Origin of the sequence: Streptomyces sp. NBC_01244 (assembly GCF_035987325.1) — a bacterium.
Taxonomy (GTDB): Bacteria; Actinomycetota; Actinomycetes; order Streptomycetales; family Streptomycetaceae; genus Streptomyces.
The window spans coordinates 2,633,349-2,649,537 of sequence record NZ_CP108488.1; the positions used below are offsets into that span (position 1 = coordinate 2,633,349).

Below are 16,189 nucleotides of genomic sequence, written 5' to 3' on the forward strand. Positions count from 1 at the left end.
AGGGGAAGGGGGAAGACCGGACGGCCGCGCCTGTGGGCGTTACGACGTGTACTGCTGGTCCATCCAGTCGATCACGCCCGCGCCGTCCAGGTGGTAGCGGAAGACGCGGCCCTGGTTCGGGTGGGCGATCAGCCAGTCGATGAGCTGCTGGAGCGTGATCGGCTTGCTCACCGGGCTGGCGATGATGGGGGTGACGGCCGTGATCTTGGCATCCTCGGCGATGTTGAGGTAGGTCTCCTTGCCCACCGTGTCGAAGGGGGCGGCGTCCATGCCGGGTGCGGCGCAGCCCCAGTTGCCGTGCTTCACGATCAGGCTGTGGACCCCGCCCTCGGGGGTGTAGCGGTAGACGGCGACCTCGTCGGGCGAGATCGGCATCTTGTGGTCGCAGGTGGAACCGGGCGCCGGCGGCTTCTTCGTGCCCGCCGGGGTGCCGGTCGAAGTGGCGGTGGGAGCCGGCTTCTTCGACGGGGCCGAGGAGGACGACGGCGAAGCCGACGGCGAGGTGGTGGCCGTGGCCGCCGCGCTGGTGGCGGGGCTCGCGGGGGTGCCCGCCGCGCCGGTCTCGCCGTCCCCGTTGCACGCCGTGAGGGCCAGGGTCGCGCACAGGGCCAGCGCTGCGAGCGCCGCCTGCGTGCGGGGCCGTCTCTCGTCCCGAACCACCGTGCCGTGTGCGCGCATTGCCTTCTCCCTCTGCCAAGGCGCCACCGGGGTGGCCACCGTCGAAGCGTGGCGTCAACGTAGCGTGCGGTTCCGGCCGGAGCGATGGCCGGAACCGATCGTCACCGTGCCGGAATCCCCCTGTTGCGGTTCCCGGACCTCCGTGACGGGGCGGGAGTGCGAAGACGTACGCGGGCGTACGCAGATGCACGCGGACGCGGACGTACGCGGACGTACGCGGACGTACGCGCGGCGGCCCCGCGGAGTCAGTCGGTGCGCCCCGGGCGCAGGCCCGTCCAGGCGGGGTGGCGCGGATCGTCGGCCCGGACCAGGGCGTCTGCCCGGTCCGCCGGGCCGGTCTCGGCCTCGTACCGCGCGAAGGCGGGGAGGGTCCAGCGGGCGGACTCCTCGGTGCGGCGGGCGAGCGCGCCCGGGGAGAGGCCGATGTGGATGCTGAGGTCGAAGGGGAACCAGTGGCCCAGCAGCAGCGGGCCGTGCACGACGAGCACGCCGCCGGCCGGGAGTTCGGCGTAGGGGCTGCGGGTCGCCCGGTCGGTGGCCGGGTCCCAGAGGTCGGGCAGCACCCGGCCGGTGCCGCCGGGGTCGGTCGGGCCGAAGACCTCCCGCCAGAGCGCCGCCGTGTCGTACCAGCCGTCGAGGTAGGAGTCCACGTCCTCGCGGCCGAACTCGAAGCGGAGGGAGGCCGGGCGCAGGAACCCCTCGGCCGCCACGACCAGGACCGAACGCCCGCGCAGGCGCAGCGCGTCGGCGAGTTCCGCGGCGAGGACGCCGGTGCGGGCGGCGGGCGCCCCGTCGATGCCCACGCGCCGCCATCGGCCCTCCGGGCCGGCCTCGTCCTTGCCGCCGTCCTTCTCGCTGTCCTTCTCACCGTCCTTCTCGCTGTCGTCGAGGTGACCGGCGAGCCGCTCGGCCATCCGCTGCCATGTGATCGCTTCCAGCTGCACCAGCCCATTGTCAGTGGTGGCCCCTAACGTTTTTCAAGAGGGATCACCGGCGCACAGGGGGCCGGCGGCCCGGCCTTGGGGAGGGGTCTGTCATGGCTCGGGAGACGACGTATCTGGAGCTGTCCCAGGAGGACGGCGGTGCCCACAAGTTCTACGAGGTCACCGTCGACGGCACCGCCGTCTCCGTGCGGTACGGACGCATCGGCGCGGACGGCCAGCTGCAGAGCTCCTCCTTCCCGACCGCCGAGAAGGCACGGGCGGCCGCCGCCAAGAAGGTCGGGGAGAAGGTCCGCAAGGGCTACGCCCCGGCGGTGCGGGGAGCACGCGCGGCCCGGTCGGTGACGCGGCGCCAGGTGACCTCGACCCCGTCCACCGCACGCGCGGTGGCCCCGGTGCTGTGGCGGTTCCGTACGGGGTCCTCCGCCTTCGGGATCCATGTGGACGAGGACCGCTGCTGGGTGGGCAACCAGGCCGGGGACGTCTACACGGTGAGCCACGACGGTGAGGTGCTGGCCCGGTACTCGCTGCCGGACGGGGTGAAGTGCCTGGTGGCGGACGAGTTCTGGATCTACGCGGGCTGTGACGACGGCACGGTGTACGACCTGTCCTCGAAGGTTCCGTTCGGGGCGTACGACATCGCGGCCGACGTGGACATCTTCTGGCTCGACATCCGCGAGGGCGTGCTGAACGTGTCCGACCGCAGCGGCGGGCTGACGGTCATCGACCACGAGGACGAGTTCCAGTGGTCGCGGCGCTCGGCCGGCGAGAACGCGTGGATGGTGCGCGCGGACGAGAGGGCGGTCTACCACGGCCACAGCAAGGGGGTCACGGCCTACGCCCCGGACGGCAGCGGGCAGTTGTGGCACACACCGACCAACGGGTCGGTCCTGTTCGGCTGGCAGGAGGACCACGCGGTGTACGCGGGGACCGGCCGCAACACGGTGCAGCGGCTGTCGAAAGCGACGGGCGCGCTGGAGGCCTCGTACCGGTGCGACGCGGCGGTCTACTCCTGCGCGACCTCGCCGGACGGCCGGCACGTCTTCGCCGGCGACCTGGCCTCGTCCGTGTACTGCTTCGACGCCGACGGGCGGCGGCTGTGGAAGCTGGGCACCGGCAGCGGGGCCGCTCTGTCCATGCAGTACCTGGACGAACGGCTGTACTTGGTGACCACGGACGGTTCGCTGGTGTGCGTGGACGCGACCGAGGCCGCGATCGCGGCCGCCCGGGAAGGGTCGGTGCCGACGGCCGTGGACGTGAAGTCGGCGGCCGCCCTGCCCGTCTTCACCCCGGCCGCCACTCCCGCCGCGGTGGCGACGGTGTCCGTGTCCTCCGTGCCCGCGGGCGGTGTGGTCGTCGAGTGCGTGCAGCAGGGCCAGCGGATGCGCGTGCAGGTGGTGTCGGGCGGCTTCGAGCCCTCGTGGAACGTGCAGTTCCCCCGCGGGATACGGGAGCCCGGCGCCCGGTACGTGGTGGACGGCCTGCACCCGGCGGCCGGAGGCTTCTACCGCGTGCGCGGGGAGATCCGCCGGCTCGTCTGAGCGGCGCCCTGGTTCACGGGGCCGGAGCTCATCGCGTCCGCGTGGGGCACGCGCACGGCGTGGCCCCGGGCGGAGCCTCGGCGGGGTGCGCGAAGGGGTCGCCCTCGGCGAGGGCGGCGGTCACACAGAGCACGACCCGCTCGGTGCCCAGGTTGCGGCCGAGGTGGACGTGGCGCCGGCCGGCGGGCTCGACGAAGCTGGTGCCGGTGTGATGCACCTCGACCGTACCGTCGCGCAGGATCCGGGTCAGGGTGCCGGACTTGACCACCGCCATCAACGGGACGCGGTGGTAGTGCCAGCCGGTGCAGCCTCCGGGCTCTATCTCGACCTCTCTCACCACGAGGTCGGAGGCCACCTCCGCTTTCGGACGCCTGCCCGCAACCCTCGGGCGCCCGGCCGTCGCCTGCCGTCCAGCCATGTTTCCCTCCTCCATGGACCGGCCGCGGCCCACTCGACTCACGGTAGGAGGACACCATGAGGTCAGGGAAGACTCCGTGAAACCGCAAGTACCCATACTTACAAGGTGATATACGGCCTGAACGGCGGTATCACTTCGACATGAGCCTGGTCGTTTTCGAGTCGACGAAGCAGATCCACTGCGCGGAGTGCAGGCAGGGACCACTGCGCCGAGTCGTCCGCGAGGCCGGCGTGCCCCGCTGCCTGGACTGCGCCGACCTCGGACACCTGCTCTACCTGCCGCGCGGCGACACCGCCCTCACCCGGAGGGCCCACGAGGCCAGTTCGCTGTCCGCCGTCGTGGTCCGCTTCCACCGGCGCCGCCGCCGCTACGAGCGCATGGGAATCCTCGTCGAGGACGCGGCCCTGGCCCGAGCCGAGCGGGCCTGCCTCGCGGACGCCGAGGCACGGGCCCGCCGCCGGGAGCGCGACCGGCTGCGCCGGGCGGCCGAGGACACCCGGTTCACGGCGGCCTTCGCCGCCGAGATCCTGCGCCTGTTCCCCGGGTGCCCCTCCGACCGGGCCCAGGCCATCGCCGCGCACGCTTCGGTGCGCGGCAGCGGCCGGGTGGGCCGCAGTGCGGCCGGCCGGGCTCTGGACCCGCCCGCCGTGTACGCGGCGGTACGGGCGGCCGTGCGGCACCTCGACACCGAGTACGACGCCCTGCTGATGGGGGGCGTGCCCCGGTTCGCGGCCCGGGCCCGGCTGGCGCCCCGGATCGACGCGATCCTGGACGGCTGGCGGGCGGCTTCCGAGGCGCCCGCGCAGGCTAGTTGAGCCGGAAGCGCCGGTAGAGCAGCACTCCGCCGAGCAGCATGGCGCCGCCGCCGGACAGCAGGTAGCCGACGTTCTCGGCCCCGGTGTGGGCGAGCGCGGGACCCCGGGGCGTGGCGGGCGGGGTCTGCGGGGCGACCGGCCGCACGGCGACGGGAGGCCGGACGGGCCGGCCGACGACCGGGGTCGAACCGTTGACCGAGGTGTTGCCCACGGAGGGGTTGCCGACGCCGACGACGCTCACCGAGTTGCCGCTGATGTTGACCGGTACCTGGACGGGGAGCTGGAGCCCATTGCCGGAGAGCAGCCCCGGAGAATCCTTTCCGCGCCCATCGGCCACCGCACCCCGGCCGGGCCCTCCCTGCCCGCCGTCCCCGTCGTGACCACTGCGCCCGCCGTTCCCCGCACCGTTTCCGGCGCCGGGTTTCGAGGGGTGCGAGCGGTCGGACGGCCGCGACCCGGGATGACCCGGCTTGCCCTGCTGCCCGGCGCCCCGGTCCGCGTTGACGCACCGGTTCCCGGCCGCCGAGTTGAGCACGCCCACCACGCTCACGGTGTTGCCGCACACGTTCACCGGGGCGTGTACCGGCAGTTGCAGCAGGTTCCCCGACAACACCCCCGGCGAACGCACGGCCTGCCCGCCCGCCTCCGCGTCGGCGTAGGCGAAGCCACCCGCACCCGCGACCGCGAGTCCACCCCCCGCAACCACCGCCGCGATCAAGCCATTCCGACGACTGTGACGCATCAGATTTCCTGCCTTCCGGAAGGGTCCACGGGCCTTGCACCCGTACCGGAAACAACGCCGTAACCCCATTCGGGTTATAGGGCCGGTAGGCATTTCACTCCATCGTGTACTGGGTAATCCCTACTTCATGACTCGCCCACTGCTCCTCCTCGACGTGGACGGCCCCCTCAACCCGTTCCGGTCCCGCCTCGCGGGGCTCCGCGGATACACCAGCCACCGGATGCGTCCGAGCATCTGGCTGTCCTACCGCGCACCGGAATCCCGCAGCGCCAGGCGCGGGGTGCGGGTGCGCCTGCACCCGGCCCACGGCGCCCGGCTGCTGGCCCTGCCCTACGAGATCGCCTGGGCCACCGCCTGGACGCACGAGGCCAACACGCTGATCTCCCCGCACATCGGACTACCCGCTGATCTTCCTGTCATCGAATGGCCGGAACCCTTCAGCCGCGACCCCGACGGCCTCTTCTGGAAGACCCGCCCGCTCGTGGAATGGGCGGCCGGCCGCCCCTTCGCCTGGGTCGACGACCTGATCACGCCCCGGGACCGCGCCTGGGTCGCCGCCCACCACCCGGCCCCGGCCCTGCTCCTGCGCATCCACCCCCGCCACGGCCTGCGCCCACAGGACTTCACCACCCTCGACCGCTGGGCGGCCGGGCTCAGCCCAGCAGGGCCGTGACCGGATCCGCTGAGGGGCGGCGGCCCGTCGGCCACCAGTCGTCGTCACCCAGGCGGTTCTCGTAGGAGTACCAGAGGGCGTCCCGGCCGAGCCGGAGCTGCCGGCCGGCGCCCGTGAGCCGGTTGCGGTCGGGGCGGAACGAGCCCTGGGCGGCGGCGAGGAGAGCCGGGCGGGCCCGGTCGAAGGGGCCCGCGGGCGGGTCCCAGGGCTCTTCGAGCGCGAGCAGGGCGGACAGACCGCCCTGCCTCCAGGCGGCCGCTCCCCGGGCCAGGTCGGTGGTACTGCGTCCCGTGGCGCGGGCCAGCTCGCGGTAGAGCGTGCGGGCGGCGCCGGTGAGCCCGGCCGTGGGGTGGGCCGAGGCCAGCCGGACGGCGTCCTGCCAGCGGCTCAGCCCGCCCATCGGATCCTCGGCGGTGCGCAGCAGCGCCAGGGCGCGGGCGGCCGCGTCCGCGGCGAGCTGGTCCAGGGCGAGCGGGTCCGGGGCCGCCGGGTCGGCCGGATACGCGGGCGGCATCCCGACGGCGGAGGGCGCCGCCAGCGGAGCGGGCAGCGGCGGCAGCACGGTGCGTACGAGCGCGGCGCGGGCCGGTACCCCGGGGAAGTCCGGCGTCCCGTCGGGCTGTTCGCGCGCGGCGTGGGCGGCGTTGCGGCGGGTGAGCTCCTCGAGCAGCTCCCGCTCGCCGCGGCCGCGCAGCAGGAGCAGGACGAAGGGGTCGGCGTCCAGGAGCCGGGCCGCGCGGTAGCAGAGGGCCGCGGCGTGCTTGCAGGGCGGTCGGGCGACGTCCGGGCAGGAGCAGCGCGGCACGAGCTCCCCCGCACCGGGCAGGACCGACTCGGAGAGCGACTCCGGGACCTCCCGCTCCAGCAGTGCGGCGAGCGCCGTCGGATCGGCGACCACCGATTCCAGCAGCTCGCTCCACTCGGTGTCCGAGAAGGCGGGCAGGGACAGCTCGGTGCGGTACGGTCGCGGCCGGCTGCCCCGTACGTAGGCCACGATCCGGCCCGGGGTGACGGTGACGGCGTCGACGTGGCCCTCGGCGGCGTACGTCCGCCCCCGGGTCAGGCGGGCTCCGTCGCGGGCCACCTCCTCCAGGGCGGACACCCAGGCCCGGCCCCACCAGCTGACGGCCTCCACCCCCGGCGGCACGGTCTCGAAGGTGCGGCGGCGGTCGTCGCGCGCGGTGATCATCCGGGCCTCCGCAGGGAGACGAGGTCGGCCAGCTCGCGGTCGGTGAGCTCGGTCAGCGCCGTCTCGCCGGAGCCCAGCACGGCATCGGCCAGTGCCCGCTTCGCCTCCAGCATTTCGGCGATCCGGTCCTCGACGGTGCCCTCCGCGATGATGCGGTGGACCTGGACGGGCTGGGTCTGGCCGATTCGGTAGGCGCGGTCGGTGGCCTGTTCCTCGACGGCCGGGTTCCACCAGCGGTCGTAGTGGATGACGTGCCCGGCCCGGGTGAGGTTGAGGCCGGTGCCGGCCGCCTTGAGGGAGAGCAGGAACACGGGCACCTCGCCCGCCTGGAACCGGTCCACGAGCTCTTCTCGGCGCGGAACGGGCGTGCCCCCGTGCAGCAGTTGGTGGGAGATCCCGCGCGCCGTCAGGTGGCGCTCGAGGAGCCGGGCCATCGTCACGTACTGCGTGAAGACCAGCACCGAGCCACCCTCGGCCAGGATCGTGTCGAGCAGCTCGTCGAGGAGGGCCAGCTTCCCGGAACGGTGCGCGATCCGCGGCTCTTCTTCCTTCAAATACTGGGCGGGGTGGTTGCAGATCTGCTTGAGCGAGGCCAGCAGCTTCATGATCATGCCGCGCCGCTCGATGCCCTCGCTCGCGCCGATCACCGCCATCGCCTCGTCGACCGCCGCCTGGTAGAGGGAGGCCTGCTCGCGGGTGAGGGAGACGGGGTGGTCGGTCTCCGTCTTCGGCGGCAGTTCGGGGGCGATCCCGGGATCGGATTTCTTGCGCCGCAGCAGGAACGGCCGGACCAGCGCGGCCAGTCGGGCGACCGCGGCCTCGTTGCCCCCGTCCTCCTCGGTCTGGTGCTCCACGGGCCGGGCGTGCCGGGCCCGGAACGCGGTGAGCGGGCCGAGCAGTCCGGGCGTGGTCCAGTCGAGGAGCGCCCACAGCTCGGAGAGGTTGTTCTCCACCGGGGTGCCGGTCAGCGCCACCCGGGCGGGCGCCGGGATCGTGCGCAGCGCCTTCGCGGTCGCCGAGTGCGGGTTCTTGACGTGCTGGGCCTCGTCCGCGACGACCATGCCCCAGGGCTGCTCGGCCAGCCGGGCCGCTCCCGCGCGCATGGTTCCGTAGGTGGTGAGGACGAATCCCCCGGCGGGCTGGTCGGACAGTCCTTCGAGGCTGCGGCCGGCACCGTGGAAGCGGCGCACCGGCGTACCGGGGGCGAACCTCTCGATCTCCCGCTGCCAGTTGCCCAGCAGCGAGGCCGGGCAGACCACCAGCGTCGGCTCGGGGCGATCGCGGTGCAGGTGGAGCGCGATCAGGGTGACGGTCTTGCCCAGGCCCATGTCGTCGGCGAGGCAGCCGCCGAGTCCGAGCGAGGTCATCAGGTCCAGCCAGGCCAGACCGCGGGCCTGGTAGTCGCGCAGGGTGGCCTTGAGCCCGGCCGGCTGGGGCAGCGGCGCCAGCTCTCCGGTCAGCCGGTCCCGCAGGGCGGCCAGCGCCCCCACGGGCACCGCGGCCACCGGCTCCCCCTCGACCTCGGCGGTCCCCGTCAGTACGGCGGCCAGCGCGTCCACCGGGTCCAGCAGACCCAGCTCCCGCTTGCGCGCCTTGCGCACCAGCTCCGGATCGACCCGCACCCACTGGTCGCGCAGCCGCACCACGGGCCGGTGGGCCTGCGCGAGCGCGTCCATCTCCCCCGGGGTGAGCCGGTCCCCGCCGAGCGCCAGTTCCCAGGAGAAGGCGAAGAGGTGCTCGGCGTCGAAGAAGGCGGTGCCGTCGGTGGCGGAACCGGGCGCGGTGGACCGTACGACCGCGGTCGCGGACAACGTACGAGCCAGCTCGCGCGGCCAGTGGACCGGGACTCCGGCCTCCGCCAGCCGGGTCGCGGCCCGGCCCAGCAGGTCTTCGAGCTCGGGGTCCGAGAGGGCCAGCACGTCGGGAACCGGCTGGTCGAGCAGCCGCAGCAGCGGCGGCCACACCCGGGCCGCCCGGCGCAGCGCGAGGACGGCGTCGATCCGGGCACGGGGTCCGAAGCCGGCCGCGGCGGCGCCCGCCCAGAGCATCGAGGCGTCCGTGACCAGGGTCGGGTCGGCGAGGCTGTGCACCTGGACGACGGCGGCCCCGGCGCGGCGCAGGTCCTCCCCCGGTTCCGTCCCGCTCTCGGCCTCGTCGAAGAGGCGGAAGGAGGACAGGTCGAGGCGGAGCGAGATCCCGACTCCGGTGTCCGCGCCCGAGGCCACCTGCGCGGCCCAGTCCCGCATCCCCGGGACCTGCTGTGGCTCGCGGGCCGCGAACGGCCGGCCCGCGGCGAAGGGCGCCGCCGGGGTGCGGGGCAGGCTGTCGGCGACGGCATCGAGGAACGCCCTGACCAGCGCCTCCGGTTCGGGCAGATGGAGCGGGCGGCGTCCGGCGAGCGGGGTGGCGTACCCCTCGTGGGGCAGGGCGGCGGCGACCGCGCGCAGATGCGCGATGTCCTCGGCGTCCAGGGGCCCGGCCCGCCAGGCGTCGACACCTTCGGGGGTCAGCCCGGGCAGCAGCCGGCCCCGCGCGACGAGGGACAGCGCCTGGACGGCGGCGGTCCCCCAGGCGCGGGTCGCGGGGTGGGTGCCGGGCCTGCGGACCGCGCGGACGAGCACGGGCAGGGCGGCGGTGACCGTCAGCGTGGCGGCGGGCACCGTGCGGGTACGGACGCCCTCGCCATGGGGGCGGACCACCTGGAGCGTGTCCGGGGCGCCTTCGGCGGGCAGCGGGTCCCCGTCGGGGGCCCAGAACGCGATGCGGCTCTCGCGGGGCACGGCTGCGGGAAGGAACACGGCGGCGTGCCGCGCCAGGCCGGACCCGGGCGCGGGCGGCTGCGCCGGTGCGTGCCGCGTCGTCGGCGTGGCCATCGTGTCCCCCCTCTCGCGGTCTCCGCGGTCTCCACGGTCAGACGGATCCCGTCTGCGTCGAGTCTAGGCGGGGGCACTGACAATGCCGCTGAGCTGCGTCTTCCCCGAAGCCCGGAGACCCGGAGACCGGGGAACCCGGCGGCCCGGCGCTCCAGAGGTACGACGGCACGGCGCACGACAGCCCGGCAGCACGGCGGTTCGGCCGCCCGCGGACCGGCAGGTACGGCAGCGCCGCGGCCCGGCAGCACGGCAGCACGCCGGTGCCGCAGCCCCGCAGCCCCGGCGGCTCGGCGGTCCTACGGCCCGGCAGCACGGCCGTCCGCGGCCCCGCGGCCCGGGAGCGCCGCGGGGCGGCCGGTACGGGCGGTGCTCCCGCCCGGCGGTCAGCGGGCCCAGCGGCCCTGTTCGGTTGCGTACCCGTACACCGGCCGGTCCGAGGAGACGGCGGAGATGCGCCAGGGCCGGCCGGCCTCGTCGAGGCGGAGGGTGCCGGAGCCGGTGGGGCCGCTCCAATGGAGGTCGAGGGACCAGTCGCAGTCGCAGCCGGTGCTGCTCGCCACCACCCGCAGGACGGCCGGTTCGGCGGCCGAGACCCGGATCGGGAAGGCGGGGGCTTCGATCTTCTCTCCCTCGTTGTTGCCGGCCACCGGCCGGGCCAGTGGGCGTGATGCGTCCAGGTTGACCGCGAAGCCGGCCGGGGTGAGCCCTCCGCCGCAGCCCTGCGACATCTCATAGACGTTCCATGCCAGCGGGGACCGGCGCCCGGCCACCCGTACCTCCAGGTCCTCCAGGACCACTGCGGCCGACCCCGTGCCCAGCAGGGTGATCTCCACGATCTGCGTCCCCGCGTGGACGGCCTTGCGCCCCGCCGCCCAGGCCGGCGCGTCCGCCTCCACCGGGGGCGGGGGCACCGCCGAGGGCGCCGGTTGGGCCAGGTACGCGTGGTCGCAGGCCGCCGCCCACACGTGCGACCGTACGGCCGCGCGCAGGGGCGGGGAGGCCGGTGTGGGGCCGCCCGTCGCGGCGGGCCCGGTCGGCGCCGGCGCTCCCGTCGCGCCCGCCGAAGCGCCCGTAGGGCCCGCCCCCGGCCCGGTCACCGTGGGCGTCGCCGCGGGCCCGGTCCCTCCCGGCGCAGTCTCCGACGCCGTCGGCCCGGCCGTCGCCGCCGTCCCCGTGGCCCCGGCCGTCCCCGTGGCCCCCACCGGCGCCGTCGGTGCGGCCTGGGGTGCCCGGTGGTCCGGACCCGTCTGCGGAAGCCACCAGACGCCCACCGCGAGGGCCACGACCGCGGCGGCCGCCACCCCGGCCAGCCGCAGCCGGCGCCCGGACCGGCGCGGCAGCGGCGCCCCCGGAACATCGGGATCCGCGGCCACCTCCTCCGGGCCGGCCTCCGGGTCCTCCCGGCCCCCCTCATCCGCGGGCGACGCCCCCACCGCCTCCGCCGCCTCCTCCACCACCACCGAGACCGCGCGCCGCCGGGCATCCGCCAGCAGCCAGGCCCGGTGCAGTTCCACCGCCTCCGCCGGAGTCGCCCCGCAGGCCCGCGCGAAGCGGTCCACCACCGCGAACTCCGCGGGCAGCGCCTCACCGCTGCAATACCGGTGCAGGGTCGACGTGCTCGTGTGGAGCCCTCGCGCGAGGGCCCCGTAGCTCCGCCCGCTCCGCTCCTTCAATTCCCTCATCGACCGCGCGAACGCCTGCGCCTCGGCCGATCTCCCCGTCCCGGAGTTCCGTTCCATGCCAACGATGTTCCCGCAGATGGCGGTGCGTACGGCCGTTCCACCGTCCCGAGTTCGTCCCGAAACGTCGGCGGGGGCCCGAGCCGGGGTACAGCCTTCTCCAGAGACACCACCGCACCGTCACGAACCACACGGGGAGAACCGACCATGTTCCGACGCACCGCCCGATCCGCCCGATCCACCGGACCCACCCGGACCGCCCGGACCGCCCGGACCGCCGCCGTCCTCGCGGCCACCGCGGCCGCCGCCACCGCCCTCGTCCTCGCCGCCTCCACCACCTCCACGGCCGCCGTCACCGCGCCCGGCTTCCTGGCGGGCACCGACCTGCCCCCGCACCCCGGCTCCGCCTGGTACGCCGGGAAGGTCACCAAGGGGCTGCCCGAGTTCGCGCCGTTCTGCGCGGACGGCGTGCTCCCCGCCACCGGGAGCTGGTACCGCGACTTCGGCACCGAGTTCGACACGAACGCGGTACAGGTGTCCGTACGTACGTCCTCCAGCGCCGCGGCCATCAAGCTCAAGGCGGCCCTGGAGCGCAAGGTGGCGGCCTGCGCCGCCGACTGGCTGCGCAAGACCCCGGGCGGTACGGCCTCCTGGCAGGACTACGGGAAGCTCAGCGTCGAGGAGGGCGCGCACGTCTACGGGGTGCACACCTCCATGCCGGAGTCCGAGCCCGGCGTCCACCTGTTCGGCATCGGGCGCGACGGCTCCACGGTGACGTTCGTGAGGTGGGGGCAGATGGGGTACCTGCACGAGGCACCCGTCCCGGCCTTCAAGAAGACGACCGTCAGGGCCGTGAACAAGCTCAACCCCTGACGCTCCGCGCCCCCGGTGGGACCATGGAAGGGACGGGGAAGCCGGGGTGGGCGACGACGTCGAGGCGGCGATGGCCATGCGCAGCGGAAACGAGCCGGTGACCGCCCGCAGCGCGCTGCGGCTGCGCTTCTGGCTGAGCCTGTGGGGGCTGATCTGGTCCGGTGCCGGGGCGGCGGCGTTCTCGCTCGCCGCCCGGCCCGGGTGGGCCGCGGCCTGCGCCGCCGTCGCCGTGCTCGCGGCCGTGGACCTGGCCGTGGTGCTCCGCCGCATCCACCAGGGCCCGCACTACCAGCCGGGCCGCGACATCCCCCCGTACGAGCCCCCGGGCCACTAGGGCCTGCCGTCGCAGGCCCCGAGCCCTGCGGGCTACTTCTCGAAGCGGGCCGCCGCCAGGTAGTCCGGCTGGGGGTCCAGGGCGGCCGCGAGGCGGAAGTGCTTGCGGGCCTGGTCCGGGCGGCCGGCGCGCTCGTGGGTGCGGGCCAGCGCGAAGTGGGCGAACGCGTTGTCCGGCTCCCGCTCCAGCACGATCTCGAACTCCAGCTCCGCCGGCCGCAATTGGGCGGCGGCGAAGAAGGCCCGGGCGCGCAGCAGCCTGGCCGCCGTGTTCTCCGGGTGGGCGGCTATGACCGAGTCGAGCAGCTTCACCGCACCGCGCGGGTCGCGCGCGGCGAGGAGCTGCTCCGCGGCCCGGTAGTCGATGACGTGCGTCTCGGGCGACGGGGACCGAGGGGGCGGCGGGAGCTGCGGCGTGGTGTCGGACACGGTCTGTTCCTTCCCTCTACAGGCGCGTTCAACGCCTCGCACGCCGCCCGCTATTCCGTCAGCCGAGCCGCTCCTTGAGTTGGGCGTACAGCTCGGTGACGGCGGCGTCGGCGGCCGGGGAGACGGGGAAGAGGTTGAGGAAGGCGTGGATCAGTCCGTCGTAGGTACGGGCGAAGACGTCCACGCCGGCGTCGGTGAGGGCTTCGGCGTAGGCGTTGCCCTCGTCGCGCAGGGGGTCGTAACGGGCGGTGCCGATGACCGCGGGGGCGAGGCCGGTGAACTTCTCGGCGCGCAGCGGGGAGACCCGGAAGGAGCCGCGTACGGCGGGGTCGTCGCCCGCGTAGAGGTGTTGGAGATCCAGGACGTCCTGGGTGCGCAGGACGTAGCCGGTGGCATTCTCGGTGCGTGAGGGGTGGTCGCCGACGAAGTCGGTGGCGGGGTAGACCAGCAGTTGCGCGGCGAGCGGTCGGCCTTCGTCGCGGAAGGTGAGGGCGACGGCGGCGGCCAGGTTGCCTCCGGCGCTGTCACCGGCCACGGCGAGGCGGTCGCGGCGGCCTCCGTAGTCGTCGGCGTGGTCGGCGACGTGGTGGGCGGCGGCGAGGCAGTCGTCGTAGGCGGCGGGGAAGGGGTGCTCGGGGGCCAGCCGGTAGTCGACGGCCACGACCACGGCGTTCACGTCGCGGCACATCCGCCGGGTGACGTCGTCATGGGTGTCGAGGTCTCCGGTGAGCCAGCCGCCGCCGTGGAAGAAGACCACCGTGGGAACGGGTCCGCCGCCCTCGGGCCGGTAGACGCGGACGGGGATCCGTCCGGCGGGTCCGGGGACGGCGGTGTCCTCCACCGAGCCGACCTCGATCGCCTCCGGCAGTGCGAAGCCGGCGCCCATCGCGCGGTTCGCCTCGCGCAGCACCTCGGGATCGGTGTCGATGACCCGGGGGGCGGGGTGGGCGTTGACCTGGTCGAGTACGGCGGCGATGGACGGGTCGACGGGCATGCGCGGCACCCTTCTTCGGCGGGACGCGCCCGGAGCGCTGGAGGGAGCGGCGGATCGGCTCCGTGTCTCGCATCGTGCGGTCACGCCCCGGACGCCGCCACCGGACGCCGCCACCGGAGGCCGGCCGTCGGGCGAGCAGCGGCCGGCTGTCGCGATCAGCGTCACGCGGCCGCGGCCCCCTTCACAGGGTCCCCTTCACACGGCTCCGGTCACGCGGCCCCGGTCACTCCCCGCCGCCCGCCGCCCGCGCCGTGAGCTCCTCCCACACCTTGCGCACCTGCGGCTCCAGCGCCTCCAGCGGCCCGTCGTTGTCGATCACGAGCGTGGCCACGGCCAGCCGCTGTTCGCGCGTGGCCTGCGCGGCCATCCGGGCCCGGGCTTCCGGCTCCTCCATGCCCCGCAGCCCCGTGAGCCGCGCGAGCTGCGTGGCGGGCGCCGCGTCCACGACGACGACCAGGTCGTACAGGGGAGCGAGCCCGTTCTCCGCGAGCAGCGGTACGTCGTGCACCACGATCGCGTCGGGCCCCGCGGCCGCTTCGAGCTCCGCGGACCGGGCCCCGACCAGCGGGTGCACGATTGCGTTGAGGATCCGCAGCTTCGCCGGGTCGGCGAACACGATCGACCCCAGCTTCGGCCGGTCCAGCCCGCCTCCGGGAGCCAGTACGGACTCCCCGAAGGCCTCCACCACCGCCGCGAGCCCGGGCGTACCCGGCTCCACGACCTCCCGCGCGATCCGGTCGGCGTCCACGACGACCGCCCCGTACCCCGCCAGCAGCCGCGAGACCTCGCTCTTGCCGGCGCCGATTCCGCCTGTCAGGCCAACTTTCAACATGCCCGGCAGACTAGCCCCCGCGTCCTGGGGCCCGTACGGACCCCCTGCCCGGGGCGGTACCTCAGCCCTCGCCCTCGCGCTCCGCGAGGAACCGCTCGAACTCGAGGCCGATCTCGTCCGCCGACGGAATCTCCGCGGGCTCCGCGATCATGTTGCCCCGGGTCTCGGCGCCGGCCGCCGCGTCGTACTGGTGCTCCAGCCCCTGCACCAGACTGACCAGCTCCTCGTCGCCCTCCCGGATCTGCCGGTCGATCTCCGTCTGCGTGCGGTGCGCCTCGGTGCGCAGCGCGTGCGCGACCGACGGCAGGACCAGCCCCGTCGCGGCGGTGATGGCCTCCAGGGCGGTCAGCGCGGCGTCGGGATACGGGGAGCGCGCCACGTAGTGCGGTACGTGGGCGGCGACGCCCAGTACGTCGTGCCCGGCCTGACCGAGCCGGAACTCGACCAGCGACTCGGCGCTGCCGGGGACCTGGGCCTCGTCGAAGGGGCTGCGGTGACCCGGCATGAGGTCGGTCCGGTTGCCGTGCGGGGTGATCCCGACGGGCCGGGTGTGGGGGACGCCCATGGGGATGCCGTGGAAGTTGACGGAGAGCCGCACGCCCAGGCGCTCGACGATCTGCCGGACGGCGACACAGAAGCGCTCCCACTCCACGTCCGGCTCGGGGCCGGACAGCAGCAGGAAGGGTGCGCCCGTGGCGTCCTGGACGAGGCGCACCTCGAGCAGGGGTTCCTCGAACTCCGTCCAGTGGTCGCGCTGGAACGTCAGCAGCGGACGGCGCGCCCGGTAGTCCACCAGACGGTCCGCGTCGAACCGGGCCACGACCTGGTGGGGCAGCGTGTCGAGCAGCCGCTCGACGATCTGCTCGCCGGTTTCACCCGCGTCTATGTACCCCTCGAAGTGGTAGAGCATGACCAGCCCGGCCGAGTCCTGGGCGAGCGCCAAGTCGGCCACCGCCAGGCCCTTGGCGTCCCATTCGTACAAACCCTGTGGATCAAGCACTGCCACCACTCCTCCTCCGCCGCGTTCTCTGGCAAGAACGTCCAAGGAACCGTGACCATTCCCCAGTTGACGGTTCTGACCGTATTCACGAGGCGGTGTTCACGAGGCGGCGTTCACAGGAACGCGCGGCACGGCCGCACAACGCGGTAAGGCCCGCCCCCCTGAGGGGACGGGCCTTA

The 16,189-nt window shown here is 74.5% G+C and carries 16 protein-coding genes; 5 read left to right on the forward strand and 11 right to left on the reverse strand.

The features are described 5' to 3' along the window. Positions 1–39: 39 nt before the first annotated feature. Together OG247_RS11610 and OG247_RS11615 are read right to left on the reverse strand one after the other, a co-directional pair. Positions 40–678: a hypothetical protein gene (locus OG247_RS11610; protein ID WP_327252159.1), complete on the reverse strand. Its 639-nt coding sequence runs from the start codon at positions 676–678 to the stop codon at positions 40–42. A gap of 245 nt (positions 679–923) precedes the next feature. Further along, entirely contained in the window at positions 924–1,622 is a 699-nt protein-coding gene (locus tag OG247_RS11615) for a uridine kinase (RefSeq protein WP_327252160.1), read from the reverse strand. A 92-nt stretch (positions 1,623–1,714) separates the two neighbouring features. Here OG247_RS11615 and OG247_RS11620 point away from each other — a divergent pair, with 92 nt between their 5' ends. After that, complete coding sequence (locus OG247_RS11620; RefSeq protein ID WP_327252161.1) at positions 1,715–3,160, forward strand: WGR domain-containing protein; 1,446 nt, start codon at positions 1,715–1,717, stop codon at positions 3,158–3,160. Positions 3,161–3,188: 28 nt separating this feature from the next. Here OG247_RS11620 and OG247_RS11625 read toward each other — a convergent pair whose 3' ends face one another. Beyond that, positions 3,189–3,578 carry a cupin domain-containing protein gene (locus OG247_RS11625; RefSeq protein ID WP_327252162.1) on the reverse strand — a complete coding sequence of 130 codons (390 nt, stop codon included), beginning with the start codon at positions 3,576–3,578 and terminating at the stop codon, positions 3,189–3,191. A 140-nt stretch (positions 3,579–3,718) separates the two neighbouring features. Here OG247_RS11625 and OG247_RS11630 point away from each other — a divergent pair, with 140 nt between their 5' ends. Next, on the forward strand, positions 3,719–4,393 hold the full coding sequence (locus tag OG247_RS11630) for a DUF2293 domain-containing protein (protein WP_327252163.1): 675 nt from the start codon (positions 3,719–3,721) through the stop codon (positions 4,391–4,393). Here OG247_RS11630 and OG247_RS11635 read toward each other — a convergent pair. Further along, a complete protein-coding gene (locus tag OG247_RS11635; RefSeq protein ID WP_327252164.1) occupies positions 4,386–5,099 on the reverse strand; it encodes a chaplin in 714 nt (237 codons plus the stop codon). The two genes, OG247_RS11630 and OG247_RS11635, sit on opposite strands and share 8 nt — an antisense overlap. Before the next feature lie 163 nt (positions 5,100–5,262). Here OG247_RS11635 and OG247_RS11640 point away from each other — a divergent pair, with 163 nt between their 5' ends. Further along, positions 5,263–5,808 (forward strand): hypothetical protein, encoded by a 546-nt coding sequence (locus OG247_RS11640; protein WP_327252165.1) that lies wholly within the window; start codon positions 5,263–5,265, stop codon positions 5,806–5,808. Here the strand turns inward: OG247_RS11640 and OG247_RS11645 are convergent. The 3 genes from OG247_RS11645 to OG247_RS11655 all read right to left on the reverse strand — a co-directional run bounded on the left by OG247_RS11645 (position 5,789) and on the right by OG247_RS11655 (position 11,609). Continuing rightward, the gene (locus OG247_RS11645; protein WP_327252166.1) at positions 5,789–6,997 is read right to left on the reverse strand and encodes an SWIM zinc finger family protein; all 1,209 of its coding nucleotides are present in this window, start codon (positions 6,995–6,997) and stop codon (positions 5,789–5,791) included. The genes OG247_RS11640 and OG247_RS11645 overlap by 20 nt on opposite strands. After that, positions 6,994–9,870: a DEAD/DEAH box helicase gene (locus tag OG247_RS11650; protein WP_327252167.1), complete on the reverse strand. Its 2,877-nt coding sequence runs from the start codon at positions 9,868–9,870 to the stop codon at positions 6,994–6,996. Before OG247_RS11650 ends, OG247_RS11645 begins: the two co-directional genes overlap by 4 nt. 383 nt (positions 9,871–10,253) lie before the next feature. Beyond that, positions 10,254–11,609, reverse strand: coding sequence for a helix-turn-helix domain-containing protein (locus tag OG247_RS11655; RefSeq protein WP_327252168.1), 1,356 nt, complete (start codon positions 11,607–11,609; stop codon positions 10,254–10,256). Positions 11,610–11,756: 147 nt separating this feature from the next. On the opposite strand from OG247_RS11655, the gene OG247_RS11660 reads away from it, so the two are divergent. Both OG247_RS11660 and OG247_RS11665 read left to right on the forward strand, forming a co-directional pair. Beyond that, positions 11,757–12,422, forward strand: coding sequence for a hypothetical protein (locus OG247_RS11660; RefSeq protein ID WP_327252169.1), 666 nt, complete (start codon positions 11,757–11,759; stop codon positions 12,420–12,422). Between the two features lie 76 nt (positions 12,423–12,498). Further along, positions 12,499–12,756, forward strand: coding sequence for a DUF6343 family protein (locus tag OG247_RS11665; RefSeq protein ID WP_327257431.1), 258 nt, complete (start codon positions 12,499–12,501; stop codon positions 12,754–12,756). 32 nt (positions 12,757–12,788) lie between these two features. On the opposite strand, the gene OG247_RS11670 is transcribed toward OG247_RS11665, so the two are convergent. The 4 genes from OG247_RS11670 to OG247_RS11685 all read right to left on the reverse strand — a co-directional run bounded on the left by OG247_RS11670 (position 12,789) and on the right by OG247_RS11685 (position 16,010). After that, complete coding sequence (locus tag OG247_RS11670; protein WP_327252170.1) at positions 12,789–13,184, reverse strand: tetratricopeptide repeat protein; 396 nt, start codon at positions 13,182–13,184, stop codon at positions 12,789–12,791. A 58-nt stretch (positions 13,185–13,242) separates the two neighbouring features. Further along, positions 13,243–14,178 (reverse strand): alpha/beta hydrolase, encoded by a 936-nt coding sequence (locus tag OG247_RS11675; protein WP_327252171.1) that lies wholly within the window; start codon positions 14,176–14,178, stop codon positions 13,243–13,245. Between the two features lie 223 nt (positions 14,179–14,401). Beyond that, positions 14,402–15,010: a dephospho-CoA kinase gene (coaE, locus tag OG247_RS11680; protein ID WP_327252172.1), complete on the reverse strand. Its 609-nt coding sequence runs from the start codon at positions 15,008–15,010 to the stop codon at positions 14,402–14,404. Positions 15,011–15,071: 61 nt separating this feature from the next. Beyond that, complete coding sequence (locus OG247_RS11685) at positions 15,072–16,010, reverse strand: PAC2 family protein (protein WP_266909595.1); 939 nt, start codon at positions 16,008–16,010, stop codon at positions 15,072–15,074. Positions 16,011–16,189: the final 179 nt, after the last annotated feature.